This is a genomic window from Muricauda sp. SCSIO 64092 (assembly GCF_023016285.1).
GTDB lineage: Bacteria > Bacteroidota > Bacteroidia > Flavobacteriales > Flavobacteriaceae > Croceivirga.
Map to the genome: position 1 here is coordinate 1,373,339 of NZ_CP095413.1, position 24,866 is coordinate 1,398,204.

Consider the following 24,866-nt stretch of genomic DNA (forward strand, 5'->3'; position numbering starts at 1 on the left):
AATGAGTCGAAGTAAAAACTGCCAGGCCTGCCACCTTTTTTCGGTAAATAAGTGAAATTTGTCGTATACCCATTTGACCACAAGTGACACTTATTGACAAATAACCCAACCTGCCTGCCGGCAAGGCAGGTAACCGAATAACCCTCAATCGGGCAACACTAAAGTCTTCGCCTAAAAGCGAGGGATTTTCTCCCCGATTGGAGCATTAAGAACCAAGTTCATTTTCCATGAGCAAAGAGCGCTCTTTTTTGATAAAGGAAGAGGGCGACATACCCGTATATTTTCTAAATGCCCTACTAAAGTAATTGGGGTCGCTGAAACCCACTTTATAGGCTACCTCGGCAATGGGCAAGCCCTTTTTTATGAACTGCTTGGCCCTTTCCATTTTAAAGGTCTTGACAAAATCGGATGCACTGCCATTGGTTATTTTTTTCATTTTTAAGTGCAGCAATGACCTGCTGATTCCAAGTTCGCTTGCCAGCTCCTCTATGGTAAAATCCGGATTGTCGATATTGGTTTCGATAAGATTGACAAGTTGTAGTTTGAATTCCCGGTCTTTATTGTTTGTAGGAATGCCCGTAACCATTTTGTCTTGGACCAATGCTGCGAAACGTAATTCAAAGTTTTTTGTTGAACTTAATAAATTACGTACGCTAATATCCAGCTCATTCAAATTAAAGGGTTTGGGCAGAAAGGCATTTGCACCGGCATTAAGAGCATTAAGTTTTTGATCTTCAGTAGATTGTGCGGTAAGAAGAAGTACGGGAACATGGCTATACCTAGAATCTGACTTTATTCTTTGGCAAAGTTCGTTGCCATCCAAATACGGCATTTTTAAATCGGACACTACAATATCCGGCATCGCCTTTTCCAGTTTTTTCCAGGCTTCTTTTCCATTTCTAGCTGTAATGACCTTAAATTCATAGCTAAAATGTTTCGCTAGGAACGTGCGTAGTTCCGTATTATCCTCGGCGATCAGGAGGGTCTGGTTTGTAAGGTTGTTGCCGATTTCCGTAGACTCGGTAATTTCATTCGTTTCCTCTACAAGATCCAAGGGCAATTGAATGGACTTGTTGCCCATAACGGCTTCTACGGTATCGTCCGACGGATTTTCCATCAGAAGTGGCAAGTTGACCGTGCATGTGGTCCCTTTTCCCAACTCACTTTGAAACGTGAGTTCACCCTTAAGGAAATCCACCAGACTTTTTACCAAGGAAAGACCTATCCCCGACCCGTTTTTTTCCGTGTCATTCGAGGAGTTTGTGTAAAAAGGCGAAAACAGTTCTTGATGCTGTTCTTCATCAAAACCATGGCCAGTGTCTTTGATTTGCACAGTGATACTGGAACCGTCATCTTCAGTTTTCGGCGGATAAATAGTAAGGGCAACCATGATTTTACCTCGCTTATCGGTATTCTTTATTGAATTTGACAATAGATTGGTTACGATGGTCTCAAGCTTGTGACCATCAAAATGACAATAAAAATTGTCCATGTTGCTGGAAATGCTTGAGTGCAGTCCTCTAGAGAGAAATAAGGGCTCAAAGGCAAAAACTGTATCCTTAAGATAAAGTACCACATCTCCCTTGACCAGATGAAGTTTTTCGTGTTTGGTTTCTATTTTCCTGAACATCATCAGTTGCTTTACCAAATGGTTCAGCTTTTTTGCGCTTCGTTGGATGGTTTGCAGTTCACTTGTCCGTGGTACGGCCGATACTGTTTTGCTGTTTGAATATTGTTCAATTGCAGCATTAATGAGCGTTAAAGGTGTTTTGAACTCATGCGATATAAAAGTGAAGAAGTTCAAACGGTTTTTGGTTATTTCCCTGATTTTTTCGTTTTCAACTTTTTCCAACTTAATTGCCAGGTTTTTGGCCTGGATAAACCGTATCAAGAAAAAACTTATGTATGCCAATAGCGCGAAAAGGACAAAATAGAGGGCGTATGCCCCAGTGGTCTTCCAAAAAGGAGGCAGAATGGTGATGGCCAAATTTCGGGCAGACAGTTCAGGTTCGGTGCTATTTGTCTTTAGATGAAATACATACTCCCCGTGGGGCAGGTTGGTATAAGTTGCTGTTTTCTTGTCACCTACATCATTCCAATCATTATCAAATCCTTCAAGGAAGTAGGAATATGAGTTCTTTCCCCCACTCAAATAATCAACACCGATAAACTCCAGGGTCAGGGCATTTTGATCATGTTCCAGAGTGATATGTTGGGTCTCATTCAGCGAAAATTCCAACGGGGAACCATTGGCAATAGGGATTCGTTCATTGAACAGCAGTAAGTCCTTTAAAAAAAGCCTTGATGTCCTATTGATGGTATGCACTGAATCCGGATGGAAATAGGTAAGCCCATTGACAGACCCAAAATAAACCCAACCTTGTTTGTCCATAAACGAAGACTTAAAGTTGAATTGGTCATACGATAATCCGTCAGCTGTGGTATAAACTTTGGCCCTGTTGGTTTTGGGGTCAAAAAGTGTCAATCCCTTGTTTGTTGTTAGCCAGAGCCCCCCGGAAGGATTTTCAACAATGCCATAAACATTGTTGTTTGGCAAACCCTGTTCCCTTCCAAAGCATTCAAACATATTGTTTGCAGGGTTAAAAAAGACCAGTCCCCCATTCATCGCGCCAAACCATAGATTCCTATCCGAATCTTCATAAGCAGCTACAAATTCATTGGTGCACAAATCGAAAGCATTGGGGCCTTTGTTGGAATAATTGACCAATTTTTCCGTCGCTATATCCAATCTATAAAGCCCGTTGAAGCGGGTGCAAAACCAAAGATTCGAGTTGCTATCTTCTAAAATGTCGTAAATAAATTTATTTTTTAATTCCGGGAGCACATCACGGTCAAAGGTTTCCGTGGCATCATGAAAAAGATTGATTCCGGAATCCGTGCCCACCCAGAGTCTTTTTTTGGAATCCCTGAGTATGGCATACACGTAATTGTTCGATAGGCTGGTCGATGTATTGGGATGATGGGTAAAAACTTTGCCCTTACGGGTATTTGGATTTATCCTATTAAGACCGCCAAAGAAAGTCCCCGCCCAAATAGTGCCGTCATCATCCTCAAAAAGGGCATGGACATTGTCACTACTTAAGGAATTGGGGTTTTCCGGGTTGTGCCTCAAATATTCAAAACCCTTCGTTGTTTTATTGAATATTGAAATGCCGCCATCTTCGGTACCAATCCATAAATCCCCATTCTGCACTTGCAGTATCTGACTAATGGCCTTACCGCTTACCGAATTTTCAAACTCACTGGGCATAAAACGCTTGAATGCCTTCCCTTTGGGCCTGAAATAATTTATGCCACCAAAATAGGTACCTGCCCAAACAATGTTTTCTTGACTTACAAATAAGGAATAAACGGCTTTATCCGATAGATTATTGGGCAATTGAAAGGCCTGTCCGATATGCGCTTTTGCCTTTCCTTTTTTATCCACCACGGTAATACCTGCTTCCCCACCAAAATATAGGTTCCCTTCATGATCTTCGATTATATTTCGTATCACAATGTACTCTGGACTGCCAAAAGGACGAATAAGACCACTTTTCAAAAAACGATCCTGTCCATAATCGTATTGAAATAGACCCAGGGTACTTCCAACCCAGATGGAGCTCTGCGAGTCCTTAAATAGCTTAAAAATAGTAGGTTTTTCCGATTGATTTTTAAGGGCAGGAGTAACATCCAATTCGTATTCTTTGATACGTTCACCATTGGAATTGATCATTTGTATTATGTTCTCCGAAACAGTCCAAAACACATTGGTCCTATACTCAACAACACAACGAAAAAAACCCTCTGACCTTAGCGTACTTAACTTTCCATTTTTGTTGATTTTGTAGAGGCCCATACCTGTCGAAATAAAGATTTCCGAACCGGTCGAGAGAAAAATATCATTTATTGACAAGCCCTGTAACCCGATGACCGGTTCGAAAGCCTCCTTATTGGGGAGATATTTTACAAGTCCTTTGTCCGTCCCTATCCAGAGCACCCCATTTGCATACAAAAGGGCGTTGATCCTATTGGAGGGGAGCATCTTGTGGTCCTCTTTGTAAAAGGTCCTTATTTCGTGGCTGTCATAACTGTTCAGCCCCTCCATGGTACCAATCCACATTAGGCCATTATCATCTTGGGTCATAGCAAATACGGTACTATGCGACAACCCATTTTCAGTAGTGATTTTTACAATGTCATAGTGCTGTCCAAACAGTTTTACATTCAAAAATAAAAGTATTGCTATTAAAAATAGCTCAGGAATGGACGGTCTCCCAAAAGCCCTTCGCGTCTTCTTGAACATGGATACGCACATTTTTAAGTTATAAATGGTCCCGCAAATCATAAAGGGCATTCTCAACAAAAATGCTACTTATAAGCACAAATATACAGAAAATCAATTTTGCAAAATATTAACATTGTATAATGAATTTTTAAAAAATAGCTTTTGAAAATGAAAAAAATGCAATGAAAGCACTTCTAAAATGGTTGGATGATGGTTTTAATGTATATGATGAGGGCCTGACCGCCGCCATTTTGGGGTACACGAAAAAATATAAGAATCTGGACTTTTAAACAGAACAGAAACTTGATTAACTGATAATAAACCAACACTTATGGAAAAAAAATGTAAATACCTTTTTAGGATAACGCTTGCCGTAATCGTTCCAATGCTTTGCAACTTCAATGCTTTTGCACAAACGGTATCAGGTACGGTAACGGATACCGATGGCACCCCCCTTCCAGGGGCCACCGTGGTTGTTAAGGGAACCGCCAATGGAACACAAACCGATTTTGATGGGAATTATGCAATTGCGGATATCCCTTTGAACAGTGTATTGGTCTTTAGTTATGTAGGATTTTTGCCCATGGAAGAAACCGTAGGCCGAAGAACAACGATAAATGTTTCCTTGGCGGAAGATGCCCAATTACTGGACGAAGTGGTGGTCATAGGTTATGGTTCGGTCAAAAAAAGTGACCTTACCGGAGCAGTTTCTTCTGTTAGTGCTGACGATTTAACACCAGGGGCCAACGTATCACTGGAGCAGACGCTTCAAGGACGTGCCGCCGGTGTTCAGATATCACAAAAAAGTGGTCAGCCTGGTAGCGCAATGTCAGTGAACATTAGGGGAGCAAGCTCCATTGACGCTGGTAATGAACCATTATATGTTATTGATGGCGTACCGTCAAATAATAGTGCGCCGGTTGCAGGTACTGGTGCGGGATTTGTGGGCAGTCAGAATCCACGGAACCCTTTGAATACATTGAATCCCGCTGATATAGAATCAGTTCAAATCTTAAAGGACGCCTCAGCTACGGCAATTTACGGAGCAAGGGGATCCAATGGGGTGGTCTTGATTACCACAAAGAATGGTCGTGCGGGCAAGATGAAGGTCAACTATGACTCTTATGTTGCATGGCAGACCGTGGCCAATCGATTTGAGGTGCTATCACCAACGGATTATCGAGATGTTTTAAACGCTATAATCGATGAAGGTGGCGGTAGTGAGGCACAACGTGTTACCGCAATCCAGGACAATGGAACCGATTGGCAAGATGAATTGTTAAGAAATGCAATTATTCATAATCATAATATCGCTGTTTCGGGAGGTTCTGAAAAAGCGACCTATTATGCCTCGCTAAATTATTTTGACCAAGATGGTATCGTTAAAAATTCTGGTATTGAGCGCTATAACATTAGGGTAAATATAGATGTCAGGGAAGACAAAAAATATGCGTTCGGTCTTAACTTAAATTCCTCATATGTTTTTGATGATTTCGCCTCGAATGGTGTTGGGTTAAATGAAAATGCAGGTGCCGTTTATGCGGCGATCAACTATGATCCCACCATTACTGTTTTTGATGCTGATGGCAACTTGCAACAATCTGAATTTGTGGGTCCCCAAATCGATAATCCCGTAGCACTGTTGAATGGGGAAGATGCTACCGCCAAATCCTTTAGGACGTATGGAAACATCTATGGGGAATACTTTTTGGCTCCCACATTATCCGTGAAAGCGCGTTTGGGGGCCGATGTCAACAATACCCGTAGGGATGTTTTTATTGATGAAACGACCATCGAAGGTGCGGGTCAGGGAGGTATTGCCTCAATATTGACAGGTAGGACCGACTACTATCTGGTAGAAGGTACACTCAACTATAACGAAAACTTTGGCGATGACAACATCAACGCAGTTTTTGGAGCGACCTATGAATATTTCGGTAGCACTACGTTCAATGGAAATGCCCGAGGGTTTGCTTTACCCGATTTAAGAACTGATGCTATTGGCAGCGGTGACCCCCTTTTAAATGGATTGGGTAGTGGAAGACAGGAAGCAACTTTCAACTCTTATCTGGGAAGGGTCAATTACTCCCTGAATAATAAATACCTGTTTACCGCTTCCATAAGGGCAGATGGTTCCTCAAGATTTGGGCCTGAGAATAGATGGGGGTATTTTCCTTCGGGCGCTATTGCATGGAAAGTACATGAGGAAAGCTTTTTGCAAAATGGCCAAACCATTTCTGAATTGAAATTGAGAGCGAGCTACGGAAGTATTGGTAACGCGAGCATTGCAAATTATTTATTTTTGGGAAGTTTCGATACTGCCAACACAGTGGTTTTGGATTCTGAGCGATTTACTACGATTTTACCCACAAGAATCCCTAACCCTGACCTAAAATGGGAGGCAGCCAATCAATTGGATATAGGTATTGATTTTGGCCTATGGAACGGTAGGGTTTCCAGTACCATTGACTACTACAACAGACAGACGGAAGATTTGCTGTTAAGCGTTCCGCAACCTTCCAATACGGGTTTTACAAGTAGGGTGGAAAATGTTGGAAGTATGGAAAACTATGGGTTTGAATTTACCGTAAACGCTTCAATCCTTTCAACTCCGGATTTTAGTTGGGACACCAATTTTAATCTTACAACCATTACCAATAATGTTCTGGATATTGGCGAAGCCGAGGAAATTATAAGAGGAGGCCTTGGATTTGTCAATAATGCTACGATTACAAGACCAGGTGATCCTTTGAATTCATATTATGGATTTAATGTAGAAGGCGTATGGCAATTGGGCGAAGAAGATGAGGCAGCCGTTTTTGGTAGGGTGCCTGGTGATTTGAAATATACGGACCAGAATGGTGATGGCGAAATCAATGGAGATGATAGAGTGGTAATCGGAAAACCTTTCCCCGACTATACTTGGGGATGGACCAATACCATTCGCTACAAGGGACTGACATTGAGTGCTTTTTTGGAAGGTGTTGAGGGAATCAATACGCTGAACAACAATTTAGTGGACACCTATTTTCCGATTAACTTCAGAAGAAATAAGTTGGCAGAACCCTATTTGAATAGGTGGACACCCAACAATACTACCAACGAGTTCCCGTCTTTTGTATCCCCACAAGGAGGTACTGAAGTTAACTCGCGTACAGTTGAAGATGCCTCATATATTCGTTTGCAGTCCTTACAATTATCCTATGAGGTTCCTATCCAAAACCTGAACATTTTTAACAGGTTGACAGTTTATGTAACCGGTCAAAACCTATTTACCATAACCGATTATTCGGGTGTAGATCCTGTGGCAAATGCAAGTGGCAGTAATAATTTAAGGATTGACTACAACGCTTATCCTTTTGCCAGAACTTATTTACTGGGTTTCAATGTAGAGTTTTAAACCTGACCCATTATGAAAAACCATGCAATAATTAAAAATAGAAAGATGAAAAAGAGAGCTGTAAAATATTGGATTTTGATGACAGTGGTCCTTACCCTGGCCGCTGGTTGTTCAAATGAACTGGATTTACTTCCGCCTGGCGAGTTTTCCGAAGGCAATGTGCTCCAATCAGAAGCTGGGATAGAGGCAGTTTTATACTCGGCCTACAGATTTGAGAATATAACCTTCGCCAAGAATACCATAAACATGAACGAAGTCTGTACTGATATGGGCTTTAATACAGGCGGAGGTGAGAATAGGACGTTAGGCCTATTTGTAAACTTTACATGGGACCCAACTACGCCTTGGATATACAACGATTTCTGGTTGCCAAGATATCGAACCATACGGGATGCCAATGTAATTCTAGACAATATTGGAAACTCTGATATAAACGACCAAACAAAGGCTTTGTTCAGGGCTGAGGCCAGGTACTTAAGGGCTGCTGCTTATGCTGGACTGTATACGACTTTTGGTCCTGTTCCACTTAGAACCACTGGTGATTTAAATGCAGAACCAGGTCAATTGTCACGTGCAACGTCCGAGGAAATCCTTTCCTTTGTTGAGGCCGAGTTGAATGCTTCTGTGGCCGATCTTCCGAATCCTGGAAGTGAGTCCCAATACGGTAGGGCGACCAAAGGTCACGCGCTGGGAGTATTGACCAAGTTTCTTTTGAATACAAAACAATGGAATAAAGTGCTTACCTCATCCCAACAATTGATGGATTTGGAATACTATGGGTTATTTCCCGTTTTTAGGGAATTGTTTTTTATAGAAAACGAACGTAATCGCGAAATTATAGTGTCTGCACCACGGGTTAATGTGCAGGGCAACCATACCAACTATCAGAATGGGGCCTTTCCTCCGGGATTTCGTAGGGCACCCAATATTCCCGAGTTTGAGTGGAGACCGGGCATGGCCAATTGGGCTACCCAATACAGGCTTAGGGATGCTTTTGTAGACAGCTATGACCCCGGTGATGCAAGACTTTTGACCATTGTCCGGGAATATGTCAATGCTGGAGGACAAACGGTAAATCTTCGGGATAATGCAGATAATATGCGTTCCCTAAAATATTTTGATGATGCGCAAACAGGGAATTTCAGTGGGTTGGATCTAATGCCATTACGTTATGCCGACATTTTGCTCTCGAGGGCTGAGGCACTAAATGAGATAAATGGTCCAACACAAGAAAGTGTGGATTTGGTAAATAGGGTAAGAATTAGGGCAGGTGTGGCTGCTTACACCATAGATGAAGTCGGTTCAACCAATAACTTCCGAGATTTGATATTGGCAGAAAGAGGGTGGGAATTTGTTGCTGAGGGCAAGCGAAGGGAGGACTTAATTCGTCATGGCAAATTGATTTCCAACGCACAGGATAGGGGAATATCGGCTGCAGCGGAGAAACACAATCTTTTACCGATTCCACAAAATGAAATAAATGCCAATCCCAATGTTGCCCAAAACAAGGGCTACGAATAGTATTTTTTTAATTGGGCGTGTTAACACTAAACGGAAACTATGTATTTTTTAGCATTTTTTTTGGCTTTTGAGGCGTTTTTCGCAAAACATAGCCAAGCTACGTTTAAGAAAACCAACGAAGAAAGACGGAAAAAGGGCAAAAAAGGCTGTTTTTGGATTAGTGTTAACACGCCCCAGTTGAGTTAGTGTTTAGTTAAGTAAAGTGGGGCTAACGAGTTATGTCCCACTTTTTATCAAATCTTTTCCATGGCCAATAAAGCACTTTTTACAGTATTATTAACGCTTTTGATGAACCCCGTTATTGGGCAAGAGCTGGGTTCAAATTTCAATCACAACCCAGAAATAATTGATTTTGAATACCTAAAAAAAGTAAAAGTTGAATGGATCCGCACCACTCCTCGTTTATTGGATTATGTGGAAGGTAAACTTCAAATCGAAAATGATCCGGGAATTCAAAAGGTAATTAAAGCCGGAGAAAAAGGGTACAAAATTGCCTTTGGTTTTCGTTGGGATTTTAAAATGCGCGACAAAAGACTTCCATTACCTGATTCGGTTGAAGAACAACACTATTTCGAAACGGCTTACAGGATTTTGGAATTGGTTGGCCCGTATGTAACGATTTTTAAACTGGGCAATGAGCCAAACTTGGAAACTATGCAAGAAGACCTGGAAGAAGACAAAAACGGTATGGTTGCTTTGGTAAGATTTACTGAACGGCAATTGACCGAAGTTGTACTGCCCTATTTCAAGAAAAGGGATAGTGCCAATATGCCGGATATCTATGTGGGCTCTTTTCCAAGGCTCTTTATGAAAAAGGAACAACAAAAACCTGGTGTACGAAAAATGATTGAATTTGCCCATGGGGATGACAGAATTATGGGATTGGCGGTACACCTGCATATTTCAGATACCATCCAAATTGACCAATCTTTTGAATACGTCAGAAGTATTATGCCAACAAAACCAATGATAGTACCAGAATTCTCTTTGTATCGCTTGTATAGAAAAAAATTAGCGGAACCATTGACCATTAATGATACAGGTAAAGCTTTCGTTGAGAAATATAATTTGAACCCCGACTGGAAGCTTTACCATTGGTTTACCAAGGCCAATTCGCAAGGGGTTAGCCAACAGGAATGGGCCGATATGTTTGCCACCCGCGATTGGTTTCCAAAACACAACCTAAAAATCTATTACGATAGGTTTGTGAAGTATGGGGTTGTTTTGGCAACGTATCCCCTTTTGCAACAAAGTTGCCCCGAAAAGATGACTCCCAAGTCCCCCGCGTGGTTTATCAATCCCATATTTTGCCAAAAATCACTTATGAAAAATGAAAAAGGTGAATTCTCGGCCAACCCTTTACATTTTGATGATTTTGTTGAACTGGTCGAAAAAGGAAAAGTCAAACAATCGACTATCAAAAAGTAGCTTATGACCAGTGCCCCTTTCTTTTTGAAAAAACGGATTTGGGACAGATATTGGATATTGGGCCTACTTTTCCTTTTACCATCACTGTCAAGCGCCTTTCAAAGTAAAAGCCCAAACTTGATTCTTGGGGAATTTATAAATCCACTAACAACAATTAATAAAGAAATATGAAGACAACAAAGGTATTGGCCATAGCACTTATCAGTATCCAGATTTCCTGCAATGAAAAAAAGAACATAGTCAAAAATGAAAATGTTCAGGAGGCAACGACCCGCATTGAAGAGGAGAAAACCAACTTGTTAAAGTCACATGACCAAGCCATATATTTAAAAAGTGGATGGATTCGTGACCCTTATATCCATTTGGCCGATGATGGTTACTATTACCTTACGGGGACCACACCAAAGAAGGATGACCCCAGAGAGGAAACGGAGCCCTATAATACAGGGCTTGACGCCCAAAACCAAGAATTATATGGAACACCCAGTATTGTGGGGCCGGATATCAATGTATGGCGAAGTAAGAATCTGTTGGACTGGGAGTATGTTGGCGCACCATTTTCTTTGGACAAGGGCTATTGGGCAGGGAGGTTCTCAGAAAAATTTGATGGCCCAAGAACCGATTGGCGGCTTTGGGCGCCTGAATTATATAAGATTGATGGAAAATGGGTTTTTGTCCATACTTCACCGGCACCTGTTAAAAATGGCGCCAATTTGGCCATTACCACGGGGGTGGAGTGGAATGGCGATTTTATATTCCCAATGGAAACGGACATGCATTCAAAACACGATCCATCACTTTTTCTTGATGATAATGGTATTTGGTACTTACTGTGGGGAAATACCAAAATTGCTCCTATCAAACCCGGTTTCAAGGGCCTTGCCTCAGCACCTGTACGAATTGACCCCAAAGATCGGGTGATAGGTCATGAAGGCGCAACTTTACGTAAGATTGGAAATAAATATGTACACTTTGGTACTGCCTGGTCAACCGATAAGATGCGAAAAGGTTCCTATAATCTGTATTACTGTATTGCCGATACCATTTTGGGACCCTATGGCCCTCGACGTTTTGTGGGAAGGTTTCTAGGTCACGGTACTCCGTTTCAGGATAAGGAAGGTAGGTGGTGGTGTACTGCATTTTATAATGGGGATGTGCCACCGGTTTCAGACGATGGAATTCAGACCAGGGACCTTTCCGGAACAGCCCAAACCATAAACAAACAAGGTACGACCATTGTTCCGTTAGAGGTTACCATTAAAAATGATGGTGATGTATACATTAGGGCAAAAGACCCAAATTATGCCAATCCCGGGCCTGACGAAGCCCAGGATTTTTAAAGGTACTCCATCCTGTGCCATTTGCAACAAGTTTGTCCCCTTTTTGAACAGATCAACACTTTTTAAAGTCAACAGCTCCAGTACCTTTGATAAGTACATATTATGCTTATGCAGTAATTTTATTTTTAAATTTTTTGGCAATAGAACTTAGAATTTCATCACCGGGAAGAATCAATCTTATTGGTGAGCACGTAGATTACAATGATGGCTTTGTCCTACCTGCGGCAATCGATAAATGCATTTATTTTAAACTTAGGAAAAATGGTTCGGCCAACCGTTGTACCATCAAAAGCAAAGGCTTTGAAAGCATCCTGGTCGTAGATTTGGACCATCTTTCCCAAGGTACCGAGGGTTGGCATAACTATGTGCTGGGGGTACTCCATGAAATGGGCAAGCTTTCCAATGGCCTAAGAGGTTTCGACTGTACCATGGAAAGTAAAGTGCCCATTGGTTCCGGTGTAAGCTCATCTGCCGCCTTGGAATGCGGCCTGGCCTTCGGACTCAATGAACTGTTCGACCTAGGGTTGGACAAGTGGCAACTGATAAAGCTGGGCCAAAGGGCGGAACACAATTTCGTTGGCACCAAATGCGGTATCATGGATCAGTTTGCGTCCATAATGGGCAAAAAAAACCATGTAATGCTTTTGGACTGCAGGTCGTTGGATTTCGAATATATTCCTATCGATATCAATCCTTACCGTTTATTGTTGTTGAATACGAATGTTTCGCATAAACTCTCGACCGGGGAGTACAATGTAAGAAAACAGCAGTGTGAGGATGGATTGGAAGTGGTGGCGGAAAAATTTGGAATAGGGAAATCGTTCAGAAACGTCACCGAAAAAATGTTGGAGGACTGTCAAGAAGAACTTGGGGAAACACTGTTCAACAGATGTTCCTACATAGTTCAGGAGAACAAGAGGGTCTTACAGGCCGTGAATGCCCTGAGGAAAGGTAACCTTGTTAAAATGGGACTATTGATGTACGATACACACGAGGGATTGCGCAAAAAATTTGAGGTAAGTTGTCCCGAACTTGATTTTCTGGTGGATTTTTCAAAAACGAAAGAACAGGTTCTTGGGGCGAGAATGATGGGAGGTGGCTTTGGCGGATGCACCCTGAACATCATACATAAGAGTGCCGTTGATTCGTATGTGAAAGAAGCTTCAAAAGCCTATAAAAAAGCGTTCAATATTGAACTTTCCCATTTTATCACCCTCCCCAGTGAAGGAACATCGATCACAAAACAACCCACATGAAGCTTAACCTAAATGAACATCCGCATAAGCGGTACAATATCCTGACCGGGGAATGGGTGTTGGTCTCGCCCCATCGCACCAAAAGACCTTGGCAGGGAAAACAAGAAAAAATTGCCGATGAAAAAAGGCCTTTGTATGACAAAAATTGTTACCTCTGCCCGGGAAATACCAGGGCAAGTGGGGCTACAAATCCACCATATACGTCCGTATTTAGTTTTGTCAATGATTTCTCGGCTCTTCTGGAGGACACTCCAAGGGACGATTTTGAAGATGGGTTGCTAAGGGCAAGAGGGGAAATGGGCATATGCAAAGTGATCTGCTTTTCCCCGGATCATTCATTGACGCTTCCTAAAATGGAGGTTTCCAATATTGAAAAAGTTATTGCTGTTTGGCAGGAGGAATATCGGGCACTTGGGAGCAATCCAGATATCAAACATGTTCAGATATTTGAGAACAAAGGTGCAATGATGGGTTGTAGCAATCCCCATCCACATGGGCAAATATGGGCACAAAGTTCAATTCCCCTGGAAGTGGAAAAAAAATCAAGGCAGCAACGCACCTATTGGGAGCAAAATGGGAGAAGTTTGCTTAAGGATTATTTGGATCAGGAAATCAAGCTAAATGAACGTATCATTGCGCAGAACAACGATTTTTTGGCCTTGGTTCCTTTCTGGGCGGTATGGCCCTATGAAGTTATGATTGCCCCAAAAAAACACTTGCAGGACATTTCCCGACTCTCAAGTCGTGAAAGACGACACTTTGCAGCCATTTTAAAGGAAGTGACCATAAAATATGACAACCTATTCGAAACCTCGTTCCCTTATTCCTCCGGAATCCATCAGGCACCAACAGATACGGAAGAACACCAAGAATGGCACTTCCATATGTCCTTTTACCCTCCCTTACTGCGCTCTGCAACGGTCAAGAAGTTCATGGTGGGCTATGAAATGTTCGCCAACCCGCAACGGGACATAACAGCTGAGCAAGCAGCGGATGTCTTGAGAAAGCTATCAACTACACATTACAGTTTGAAATGCCAAGAATAAGATCGCAACCTTGACGCCCCTAAATGAAATGGCCAGGGTGTTGGAGTTGGGGCTCCATCATATGCTTTTGGGCCCTGCGAACAGGAAAAGAATATACAAATGACCAACTAAGACAAATTACGATTATGCAACACAATTTTGAATTCTGGGACTACCTTGTTTTTGTAGCTTATGCACTGCTTATACTCGTTATTGGACTTTGGGTATCCAGAACCAAAAGTGGCAGGCAAAAAACAGCCGAAGATTATTTCCTCGCCAGCAAATCACTCCCTTGGTGGGCCATTGGTGCTTCGCTTATTGCCGCCAACATATCTGCCGAACAATTTATTGGAATGTCGGGTTCCGGCTTTGCCCTGGGCTTGGGAATTGCTTCGTATGAATGGATGGGGGCCATAACCCTTTTGATTGTGGGGAAATACTTTCTTCCCATATTCATAGAAAAGAAACTTTATACAATTCCTGAGTTTGTGGAAAAGCGATTTTCAACAAATTTAAAGACCATTTTGGCCATTTTTTGGATAGGTCTCTATGTGTTTGTGAACCTTACCTCGGTACTATACCTGGGAGGACTGGCCTTGGAGACCATCTTGGGAATAGATATGATATACGCCATAATCGGCCTTTCACTGTTCGCAGCGGCATATTCGCTCTATGGTGGATTATCAGCGGTGGCATGGACGGACATCATTCAAGTTGTTTTCCTGGTTTTGGGTGGTTTGGTCACCACGTATCTGGCGCTGGACACAGTCTCTGGCGGCCAGGGGGCCTTAAGTGGGTTAAAAACGGTCTTCGAAGCCGCGCCAGGGCATTTTGATATGATTCTGGATAAGAGTAACCCTGAATACATCAACCTACCCGGTATTGGGGTCCTGGTAGGTGGATTATGGGTGGCCAACCTCTATTACTTTGGGTTTAACCAATACATTATTCAACGGACCCTTGCGGCCAAATCCCTTAAGGAATCCCAAAAAGGGATATTGTTTGCCGCCTTTTTGAAACTGGTCATCCCATTGGTGGTGGTCATACCGGGCATTGCCGCCTTTGTGATAATCAACGACCCTGAGATGTTGCATGGCCTTGGAGCGGAAGGTTTAATGAACATTCCATCCCAGGGAGCTTCCGATAAAGCATATCCGTGGTTGATGCAATTTTTACCAACCGGACTAAAGGGGGTGGCCATAGCTGCTTTGGCGGCTGCCATTGTGTCCTCTTTGGCATCCATGCTGAACTCCACTTCCACAATTTTTACAATGGATATATACAAACAACTCATCAATCCAAACGCAGGCAACAAAAAAACAGTGGGTGTTGGGCGCTTGTCCGCGGCAATTGCCTTGATCATTGCCGCGGCAATAGCTCCCTTATTGGGTGGAATAGATCAGGCTTTCCAATTTATACAGGAATATACCGGAATTGTAAGCCCCGGGATTTTGGCCGTCTTCATATTGGGGCTCTTCTGGAAAAGGACAACCAACAGAGGTGCAATTATTGGTGTGTTGGCCTCCATGCCCATTGCCTTGTTCTTTAAGGTAGGGCCTAAAGGGTGGATGGTTGGAAGTACTTTGGAACCAATATTCCCATCATTGCCATGGATGGATCAAATGGGATTGACTTTTTTAATAACCATCATCGTAATCATATTGGCAAGCCATCTCCAAAACCGTGGTAGGGATGACGCCAAAGGTATTACGTACAACAGGGAAACTTTCAGAACCAGTCCGCTGTTCAATGTTGGGGCATTTGTCATTTTAATCATACTCACAGCAGTGTATGCCCTCTTCTGGTAGCAGATTATAAAGGACGCCAATACCAATGTGATGTGTTTTTGGGCACACCCATAGACCCTATCACAAAGCTTTGCCCGATGCCTATGCCGAGGCTTTAAGAGTTGCCAAGTAGGGCGCCCACGAAATGTTCCCATCAAGAATCCCGTGAAACGAAAAGGGGGAAGATTCCGGGCCATGACCACCTTGTCCGGTCCAAGAAGTTCTTTTTGGATTCCCGGTCCATGAAAGCTTGATAACCATTGGATGTCATATTTACCTTACTTGGGAAAAATCAGTATTTTCACTCGGTTAAACCATGGATTGACCGGATGGGGAAAAAATTTACGCGGGAAGAGTTTTTTGGTAGGCTAAAGGAAAAGAATAGGACCAAAATCGGTGAAAAAGCATTTCTATTGGCCAATGGGATGATTGACGTACATGGTTTTTCGAAGGAAAAAGCCTTTATTGAAGCTGTGGAAATAGCCACAGCCTGGTACGATAATGAAAAACAATACGTTCCTCGAAAACTAAAATGACATTGGGACCGCTATTCCTGTTTCCTTATTTCTTCCATAGTAGGTACTGGGCCTAAAACCCCCTTTACGTCACAAGTATTCTTAAGGCAAAACGATTTTAGACAATTTCCTTCCCATAACTTCCACTAGGTATACCAAAAAAATGTGCCAAACCATCAAAAGTGATGTATAACTTTGTTTTTTGAGCGTAATCATAGCATACGAACCCAAAACAAAAAAAGATATGACACCTATAACGTTTACGAATGGGGACAACATGCCCATGTTGGGTCTTGGAACCTGGAAATCTGAAAAAGGAAAGGTTTTTAAAGCGGTTAAAACCGCTATCAAGATTGGGTACAGACATGTGGACTGTGCTCCCATATATGGCAACGAACAAGAAATCGGAGAGGCCATTAAAGCATGTATTCAAGAGGGCATTGTCCGTAGGGAAGAACTTTGGATTACCTCAAAACTTTGGAACGATTCCCATAGAAAGGAGGATGTGGTTCCGGCCATGGAAAATACCCTGAGGGATTTGTCGCTGGATTATTTAGATCTCTTTTTGATCCATTGGCCCGTGGCCCTAAAGAAAGGGGTATATCTGGCTACATCCGCTGCTGATTTTCTATCGCTGGATGAGATTCCATTGGAGGATACCTGGCAGGGCATGGAAGAAGTCGTGCACAAAGGTTTCGCAAAGCACATTGGGGTATCAAACTTTGGAAAGGCCAACCTTTCCAAACTGATGGGTACTTCGACAATAAAACCGGAAATGAACCAGGTAGAGACCCACCCCTATTTTCAACAAAATGACCTTTTGGATTTTTGTGGGGAAAATGGGATACCCTTAACGGCATATTCTCCCCTTGGATCATCGGATAGGCCCAGCGTGCTCAAGGCTGAAAATGAACCGAACCTGCTTGAAGACAAGATAATTCGTTCCATTGCGGAATCTAAGAATGTTACTCCGGCCCAGGTCTTGATTTCGTGGTCATTACATCGCGGGGTTTCCGTAATTCCCAAGTCCACCAATGACCAAAGGATCAGGGAGAACTTTGAAGCCCGGAACATACAATTGAATTCCGAAGAAATGGAGATGATCTCAAACTTGGAAAAGGGTCGGCGTTACCTCTCCGGTGAGTTTTGGGTCTTTGAGAACGGGCCGTACCAATTGAAGGATATTTGGGCATAACCTTAAGTCGAAAATCAATACGTGCATCATGATGACCCCAAAATGTTCATGGTGAACACCTATGATTCATGGTACGATTGGAAACGACAGGGAAAAACCAAATGGGCATATCCTTTCTGTGCATTGGATTCATGTTAAAATCCCGAAAAACGAACCTTTCTTGGGAAACCTCTTCTATTCGCAATCTGTCTCATTAAATCGCCAATTAAAGGAATGTCTAAGGGCAAAATAGTCATTCTCATAAGTTATGATATAATCACAACCTTTACATTCCTATTATTAGTTATGGATCTATTCCTTTGTTGGAACACAATCAAAAAACAGATTTATTCCACCAATCTCTTCATTATTTCAAATTGAAGTTCATTCAAGTTCGCAGTGTACATATTTGACAATAAAACAATTGTGCTGTTTTCGTTCAAGATTCTTATGAATCTGGTATTTGAGCCTTCAATGGAACCTTGTCTTTCAGCTACTCTCAACTTTTTATCCCCTATCTCCTTCTCATAGACCCAAAGACCACAAGCATATGCGCTCAAATAGGGTTTTAACAGCAATTCCAATGTTTCTTCTCTTATAATCTGATTGGAGTACAAAGCTTTCGAAAATTTTAAGAGGTCTCCTGAAGTTGAATACATTGCACCGGCACCGCCATAATTCTCAATATAATAGAATGGCTCGTTGGTGGCCGTTTTGGAATCCTTGTCCCAGTCGTATGCATATGCTAGTCCAATAATAACCTTTGAATGGGCAGCCAATCCTGAATTTGTCATCCCTAAAGGTTCCACTATTTTGTTCTTTAGTATTTCCCCATAAGACAGGTCATATATCCTCTCCAATATCTTTGCCAAGATGAAGAAATCAGCATTATTGTAATTAAACTTTTCGCCGGGGGCATTTTCCAACGGACCGCTACAATACTTTACTAAAATCTCATCAGAATCAAAGCGATTCTCATAGACCTCATCTCCATTCTTCTCAAAACTTTCCAGCCCGGAAGTGGCAGTGAGCAAATGGTATATTGTCACTTTATTTTCAACATCCCCGGTATAGTCTGGCAGGTATGTCTTAATTTTTTCATCTAGTTTTAACTTTCCTTGATCATAAAGTTGCATGATAAGAACTGACGTGAATAATTTGGTGACAGATGCAATTTTATACTTTGTGTCATTATTGTTAGGAACATTGAATTGGAAATTAGCCATCCCAAAACTTTTATTATATACTGTTTTACCGTTCTTTTCGACCAATATGGTGCCATTGTAGTTATTTTTTCCAGCATATTCATCAATAAAGGCTTCGAGAGTTTTAGATTGGGGAAACGAACTGTAGACAAGTAGCATAAAAACTCCAGTGGCAAGGAAAAATTTCATATCTCGAAGTTTTAGTATTCCATAACAACGACAATCTTAAATAGTTTTTGTTACACTTTTATAAATAGTGATCACATGCCTACTAAAAAGTAGCTGATATGCTTATCCCCCCAATTGATGTATTAGTAATGAACAGAACGTGAGGTACAATGTAACCACAATTGCGACGGATTCGACCACCTCTCGACAAAGGCTGTATCGAACCTGCCAAGATGTCCAGGGAAGGATAAAAGCACTTGGAATTGCCAATTTTTAGTCCTTGACAGAAGAATAGTAGCTTAAAAAACGTATCTGAAAGTTGGACGAGACCGTTGGTCACATTTTTTTCAAGTTCCAAAAACTGAACCTTTCTTGGGAAACCTCTTCTATTTGCAATCTGTCTCATTAAATCGCCTTTTTATAGAACATGATTAAGTTCAAATACTCAGCGTGGTAACAATTTTTGTTTTCTACAGTCTTTACAATAAGTTAATTAATATGGAATAAAAACTACATTTAAGAATAAAATTAGGTTTGAGTCATTATTTTAACTACATTTGAGTTAAATATATTCTTATGAGCAAACATCGCCTAGGGGAATTCGAGGAAGTGGTCCTCCTTACCGTGGCCATATTGCACGACGGGGCATACGGTATCGCGATTATCGATGAAATGGAAAAGCAATTGGAGCGAAAAGTGAGCATAGGTTCACTGCAGACGGTTTTAAGACGATTGGAGAAAAAAGGGTATCTCTCCTCAAGATTCGGGGAGGCAACCAAAATGCGGGGGGGCAAACGCAAGCGATATTTCACCCTCACCAGTCATGGGATAAAGATATTAGAAACCACGAAACAGCAACGAATGGCCCTTTGGAACGCCATTCCAAATTTGGATTTTAGAAACGGGCATGCTTAAAAAGAACAACCATCATCCACCAAAATGGATGCTCGCTTTTTTCCGATGGTTCTGCCACCCCAACTATTTGGAGGACTTGGAAGGGGACCTTAGGGAAAGGTTTGGAAAACGGTTGGAAGAACGGGGAATACGCAGCGCAAAACGGCTTTTCACTCTGGATGTCCTTGGGCTTTTCAGGCCGGGGCTGATACGGTCCTTTCCAAGGACGTTGAACATCTTTGACCGTGATATGTTCAAAAACCATTTAAAAATAGGGTTCCGAAACCTATTGAAACATCGCGTCTTTACGCTGATCAATATCGGTGGGATGACCATTGGAATGGTTTGTTTTATTCTTATTTCCCTGTATATCCAGTATGAACTAAGCTATGATGGGCATCACGAAAAAGCAGATCGGATCTATCGGGTATCCCAAATCCAAAAGGGCAATAATTTCAGGGGTACCGATCGCTTTGCCTTGGCACCCCAGCCTCTGGCACCCGCTTTAAAGGAACATTTTCCGGAGGTGGAGGCGGCCACAACCCTTCAAGTACGGGAAGCCTTGTTTTCCCATGGGGAGCAAACCTTCTATGAGCGCGGTCTGTTCGCTGACGAACATCTATTTGAGGTATTTACCTATCCCATTAAGGAAGGAATGGGAAAAGAGGCACTACAGAATCCCAACACCGTTATTCTTACCGAATCCCTTGCAAAAAAATATTTTGGGGAAGACTCCCCGATAGGTAAGACCCTACATTTTGAAAATAACCGCCCACTTACCGTAAAAGGGATTGTTTGGGATTTTCCTAAAAACCAACACTTTGATTTTGACTATATCACTTCCTTTCAAAACCTACCTTGGTATAAAGATGATGTGGGCCGTTGGGGGAGTAATAATTATAGGGCCTATATGGTTTTGACCGAAGGATACGAATACAAGGAATTGGAAGCAAAATTAGGCTTGCTCGGTACCTACTACAAAGATTCTTTTAAACCCATATTTTTTCTTCAACCCTTACGGGACATCCATCTACGTTCCCAGATCAATTTTGAGATCAGTGCAAATAGCGATATCCGTTATATTTACCTCTCTGCCTTCATTGCCTTGGTCATCCTGTTATTGGCTTCCATCAATTATATGAATTTGGCCTCCGCCCGATCGGCAGGGCGTTCCAAGGAAGTAGGCATGCGCAAGGTATTGGGGGCCAAACGAACACAATTGGTGAATCAATTTATGGTAGAGTCCATTTTAATTACCTTTTTTAGTTTTGGACTGGCCATGGGATCGGTCTACTTCCTATTGCCGGTATTCAATCAACTAATCGATCAGCAGGTTTCTTTGGATCTAAAAGGCAATCGCACTGTGTTCGGAATCATGCTATCCATCGCCATTATATTGGCAGGACTTTCCGGATTGTATCCCGCTATATTGTCATCGACCATAAACCCAATAAAGGCCTTAAAAGGGGGATGGTTTAAAAAAGGAAAAGACGGAGCCTTTTTGCGTAACATACTTGTGGTAGGCCAATTTACTGCGGCCATTGTATTGGCGATAGCAAGTGTTGTCATTCATCAACAGTTGGAGTACATCCAAAACAAAAAGTTGGGGTATACCAGGGATCAGGTAGTGTATGTTCCCTACCGACAGGCCGACTTTTATGAACGTAGGGATGCCCTAAAGGCCGAATTGTTAAAGCATCCCCAAATCGAAAAAGTTTCTTTTGCCAGTTCTTTACCCTTGAATATGCAGTCCCAAGGTGTTGTGGATACATGGGAAGGAAATGGTGGTGAGGAGAAGCTTTGGATTTACCGCAATTATATCGACCATGATTTTATTGACTTGTTCGAGATGTCCTTGGTAGAAGGACGGAATTATTCCCCGGAACACCCGACCGACTCCACCGTCAGCATCATTTTAAACGAGTCGGCAGTCAAGGCACTGGGCTGGGAGTCCGCCATTGGCAAGACCTTCGACAATAAACAAGTAATCGGTGTGGTCGAAGATTTTCATTTTCAACCCTTTAATTTGGCCATAGAACCCATGTTCCTTTCCCTGGGCACCGAGCGCCGAAGTGCGTATGGCAATATTGTAATCAAAACGACCATGAAAGATTGGGACAATTCTTTGGCCCATGTTCAAAGGACGCTTAAAACCTTTTTGCCCAAGGTTCCCATTGAACATCGTTTTATGGACGAATCCTATAATCAACTGTACCGATCCGAAAAGCGGTTTGGGGAGGTCTTCAACATTTTCACGTGTATAGCTTTGTTCATTGCCTCCATCGGCCTTTTTGGTCTGGTGGCCCATAGCATACTGCTCCGCACGAAGGAAATCGGTATCCGAAAGGTACTTGGTGCCACTGTTTCCAACATTTTAGGCCTCGTCTCCAAAAGCTTTTTGAGGCTTGTCCTTTTGTCGGCGATCATTGCCGTTCCCATTGCTTGGCTGGGAATGGACAGATGGCTTGAGGATTTTGCCTATCGGATCCATTTGGATTGGTGGATATTTTTGTCGGTAGGATCGTTGGCTTTGATCATTGCTTTTTTTACCGCAAATGCACAGACCATTAAGGTAGCGAACAGAAATCCAGTGCATGCCTTGCGGGAGGAATAGAACGGTCATTTGAAATGGCCCTGTTAAAGGAACGCCGTTCAAATTTCCAATTTTGGTTTTGCGCTTTGCCGATCGTTGACCCAAACTAGGGAATGCTTGATCTATTTGTCAACGATATTTTACATTCTTGAAACAATTGGAACAAGTGCAACACAATTGTATTTTTTAATCTCCTTGTTTAAGGACAATAATGAACAGCTATGCGATTTAAAACCATTCTCCTTTGCTTCCTGACCGCGATGGGCAATACAAACGCCCAAGAATATGATTTCAAGAAGTCCTTGGACAGCATTTCCAAGAAGATAGATGATATCTGCGCCCATTGGAAGGTGGGGCCCGGTGGTGTGGTCGGCATCGTACAGGATGGGGAAATCGTATTCTCAAGGGCCTACGGAAAGGCCAGTTTGGAACATGATGTTCCCATCACCGAAAAGACCGTTTTCAACATCGCCTCCGTGTCCAAACAGTTCACGGCCTTTTCCCTAGTGCTATTGGAAGAGCAGGGCAGGCTCGACCTTGATGACGACATCCGGAAACACCTGCCCGAAATTCCCGATTTTGGGGAGCCGATTACCATCAGACACCTCTTGACCCACACCAGTGGTCTGAGGAACTTTCAGGACATTCTTGCCATGGCAGGTTGGCGGGGAGGCGATGCAATGCGACGGGAAGACGTACTTCGGTTCGTAACCCAACAAAAGGAGCTCAATTTCAGTCCCGGCACCCTAGGGCTTTATTGCAATACGGGCTTTATCCTGGCCACCTACATCGTAGAACGGGTTACGGGCATGCCGTTCGATCAATGGACGAAAGAGAACCTTTTCGAACCTCTGGGCATGAAAAACACGGAGTTCAGGGAGGATATGGAAATGGTCATGAGGAACACGGCCAAAAGCTACGACCGCGAAAACGATGGCACTTACAAGAAGCGGTTCGAATACTACAATTATATGGGCAACGGGAACCTCTACTCCACCTTGGGCGATCTTGCCAAATGGATCGCTAATTTCGGGGATAAAAAACTGGGCGGGGCCAGTACGATTGAAAAACTGACCCAACAACACGTCATGAAAAAGGGGGACACCCTACACTACGGCCTTGGAATAGGCAACAAAGAACATCGGGGGCTGGCCAACTGGTCCCACGGCGGCTCGGTAGGGGGATATCGCGCCACATTTTCCTATTATCCCGATACCGATACGGGGTTCATTGCCCTGTCAAACTCAAGTAGGGGGAACCCAATCGGTGTGGTCAACCCATTGATCGATCTGTATCTTGGCGATTTGATGGAGCCAAAACCAAAGAACGAACCGCGCTATCCACATTTGAAAAACGAAGTTTCCATCAAAAAGAAGAGTTTTCAGCTTGTAGCGGGCCACTACCGTTTGGAAAAAACCTCGGTGGAACTCTATGAATCCAACGGCAAATACTATATGCAGTCCGAAAAAAAGTACCCCAAGATCGAGCTGTTGGCCGCCTCCGACACCACTTTTTTTGTGAGGGACAGGCCCATCAGTATCTATATCGACCCGGGAAGTGGTCTGATTGACAGGCATATCGTGATAAACGATGATGGGCATATTCAACATGGAAAAAAATATGACCCGGAACTGTCCAAAGAGGAACACCTTGAGCAGTATGTCGGCAGTTATTATTCCCCCGAGTTATGGACCACCTATAATTTTTCTTTGAAAGACGGCAAACTGAAGGGCGACGATGCACGCCAACCGGAATTCGATATCGTACCCTACACCGAGGACTATCTGATCGCCAATGGATTTTTCTTCAACGAAGTCAAAGTGATCCGATCCGATAAGGGTGCTGTGGAGGGCATAAGGGTCAGTAGCAACAGGGCGAAGAATGTCCTGTTCACAAAGCAATGATTCGTCCTAGACTTATTTTACCGATAATTTTGAGGTTTTGACCCTTTGGGAGAGATTTCACGAATGTCGGTACCCCCATCGTCCTATAAATTGAACCCTTTTTGATACTCATTTCATACTGCAAATTCCACTTTTTCATCTTCTGAGCGAGATATCCGGGATATGTAAAAAGATGACTTGTTATCTCGGAAAGTGCCGGAAACCACCAATAGGATTCCTGAATTGGACACGGGATAAATCTGAATAGTATCTACCTGAATTGGTTTCAAAAATGTTCCGTAAAAGGTCAATTAACGATACTACTAAAAATGGGACTGTGTAAATAATTGGAATTAATTCTTCTGCTAAATCCAATAAAACGGCCGTTT

The 24,866-nt window shown here is 42.6% G+C and carries 14 protein-coding genes; 12 read left to right on the forward strand and 2 right to left on the reverse strand.

All coding sequences use genetic code 11. The features are described from left to right. Window positions 1-205: 205 nt before the first annotated feature. The gene (locus L0P88_RS05755) at window positions 206-4,306 is read right to left on the reverse strand and encodes a two-component regulator propeller domain-containing protein (protein ID WP_247133664.1); all 4,101 of its coding nucleotides are present in this window, start codon (window positions 4,304-4,306) and stop codon (window positions 206-208) included. A 313-nt stretch (window positions 4,307-4,619) separates the two neighbouring features. Here L0P88_RS05755 and L0P88_RS05760 point away from each other — a divergent pair, with 313 nt between their 5' ends. The 9 genes from L0P88_RS05760 (at window position 4,620) to L0P88_RS05800 (ending at window position 17,755) form a co-directional block, all read left to right on the forward strand. Beyond that, the gene (locus tag L0P88_RS05760) at window positions 4,620-7,688 is read left to right on the forward strand and encodes a SusC/RagA family TonB-linked outer membrane protein (RefSeq protein WP_247133665.1); all 3,069 of its coding nucleotides are present in this window, start codon (window positions 4,620-4,622) and stop codon (window positions 7,686-7,688) included. Window positions 7,689-7,733: 45 nt separating this feature from the next. Beyond that, window positions 7,734-9,209 (forward strand): RagB/SusD family nutrient uptake outer membrane protein, encoded by a 1,476-nt coding sequence (locus L0P88_RS05765; RefSeq protein WP_247133666.1) that lies wholly within the window; start codon window positions 7,734-7,736, stop codon window positions 9,207-9,209. A 246-nt stretch (window positions 9,210-9,455) separates the two neighbouring features. Then, window positions 9,456-10,637, forward strand: coding sequence for a hypothetical protein (locus L0P88_RS05770; RefSeq protein ID WP_247133667.1), 1,182 nt, complete (start codon window positions 9,456-9,458; stop codon window positions 10,635-10,637). A 167-nt stretch (window positions 10,638-10,804) separates the two neighbouring features. Beyond that, window positions 10,805-11,977, forward strand: a complete 1,173-nt coding sequence (locus L0P88_RS05775) for a family 43 glycosylhydrolase (RefSeq protein ID WP_247133668.1) — start codon at window positions 10,805-10,807, stop codon at window positions 11,975-11,977. Window positions 11,978-12,111: 134 nt separating this feature from the next. Continuing rightward, window positions 12,112-13,233: a galactokinase gene (galK, locus tag L0P88_RS05780; protein ID WP_247133669.1), complete on the forward strand. Its 1,122-nt coding sequence runs from the start codon at window positions 12,112-12,114 to the stop codon at window positions 13,231-13,233. Then, window positions 13,230-14,279, forward strand: coding sequence for a UDP-glucose--hexose-1-phosphate uridylyltransferase (locus L0P88_RS05785; RefSeq protein WP_247133670.1), 1,050 nt, complete (start codon window positions 13,230-13,232; stop codon window positions 14,277-14,279). The genes galK and L0P88_RS05785 overlap by 4 nt, the downstream gene beginning before the upstream one ends. Before the next feature lie 125 nt (window positions 14,280-14,404). Next, window positions 14,405-16,066: a sodium/sugar symporter gene (locus tag L0P88_RS05790; protein ID WP_247133671.1), complete on the forward strand. Its 1,662-nt coding sequence runs from the start codon at window positions 14,405-14,407 to the stop codon at window positions 16,064-16,066. Between the two features lie 308 nt (window positions 16,067-16,374). Then, complete coding sequence (locus L0P88_RS05795; RefSeq protein ID WP_158776765.1) at window positions 16,375-16,581, forward strand: hypothetical protein; 207 nt, start codon at window positions 16,375-16,377, stop codon at window positions 16,579-16,581. A gap of 223 nt (window positions 16,582-16,804) precedes the next feature. Continuing rightward, window positions 16,805-17,755 (forward strand): aldo/keto reductase, encoded by a 951-nt coding sequence (locus tag L0P88_RS05800; RefSeq protein ID WP_247133672.1) that lies wholly within the window; start codon window positions 16,805-16,807, stop codon window positions 17,753-17,755. Window positions 17,756-18,081: 326 nt separating this feature from the next. Here the strand turns inward: L0P88_RS05800 and L0P88_RS05805 are convergent, their stop codons facing one another. After that, window positions 18,082-19,128 (reverse strand): serine hydrolase domain-containing protein, encoded by a 1,047-nt coding sequence (locus tag L0P88_RS05805; RefSeq protein ID WP_247133673.1) that lies wholly within the window; start codon window positions 19,126-19,128, stop codon window positions 18,082-18,084. A gap of 555 nt (window positions 19,129-19,683) precedes the next feature. Here L0P88_RS05805 and L0P88_RS05810 point away from each other — a divergent pair. The 3 genes from L0P88_RS05810 to L0P88_RS05820 all read left to right on the forward strand — a co-directional run bounded on the left by L0P88_RS05810 (window position 19,684) and on the right by L0P88_RS05820 (window position 24,498). Then, the gene (locus tag L0P88_RS05810) at window positions 19,684-20,022 is read left to right on the forward strand and encodes a PadR family transcriptional regulator (RefSeq protein WP_247133674.1); all 339 of its coding nucleotides are present in this window, start codon (window positions 19,684-19,686) and stop codon (window positions 20,020-20,022) included. Between the two features lie 28 nt (window positions 20,023-20,050). Beyond that, window positions 20,051-22,615, forward strand: a complete 2,565-nt coding sequence (locus L0P88_RS05815; protein WP_247133675.1) for an ABC transporter permease — start codon at window positions 20,051-20,053, stop codon at window positions 22,613-22,615. Between the two features lie 200 nt (window positions 22,616-22,815). After that, window positions 22,816-24,498 carry a serine hydrolase domain-containing protein gene (locus tag L0P88_RS05820; RefSeq protein WP_247133676.1) on the forward strand — a complete coding sequence of 561 codons (1,683 nt, stop codon included), beginning with the start codon at window positions 22,816-22,818 and terminating at the stop codon, window positions 24,496-24,498. The last annotated feature ends 368 nt before the right edge of the window (window positions 24,499-24,866 follow it).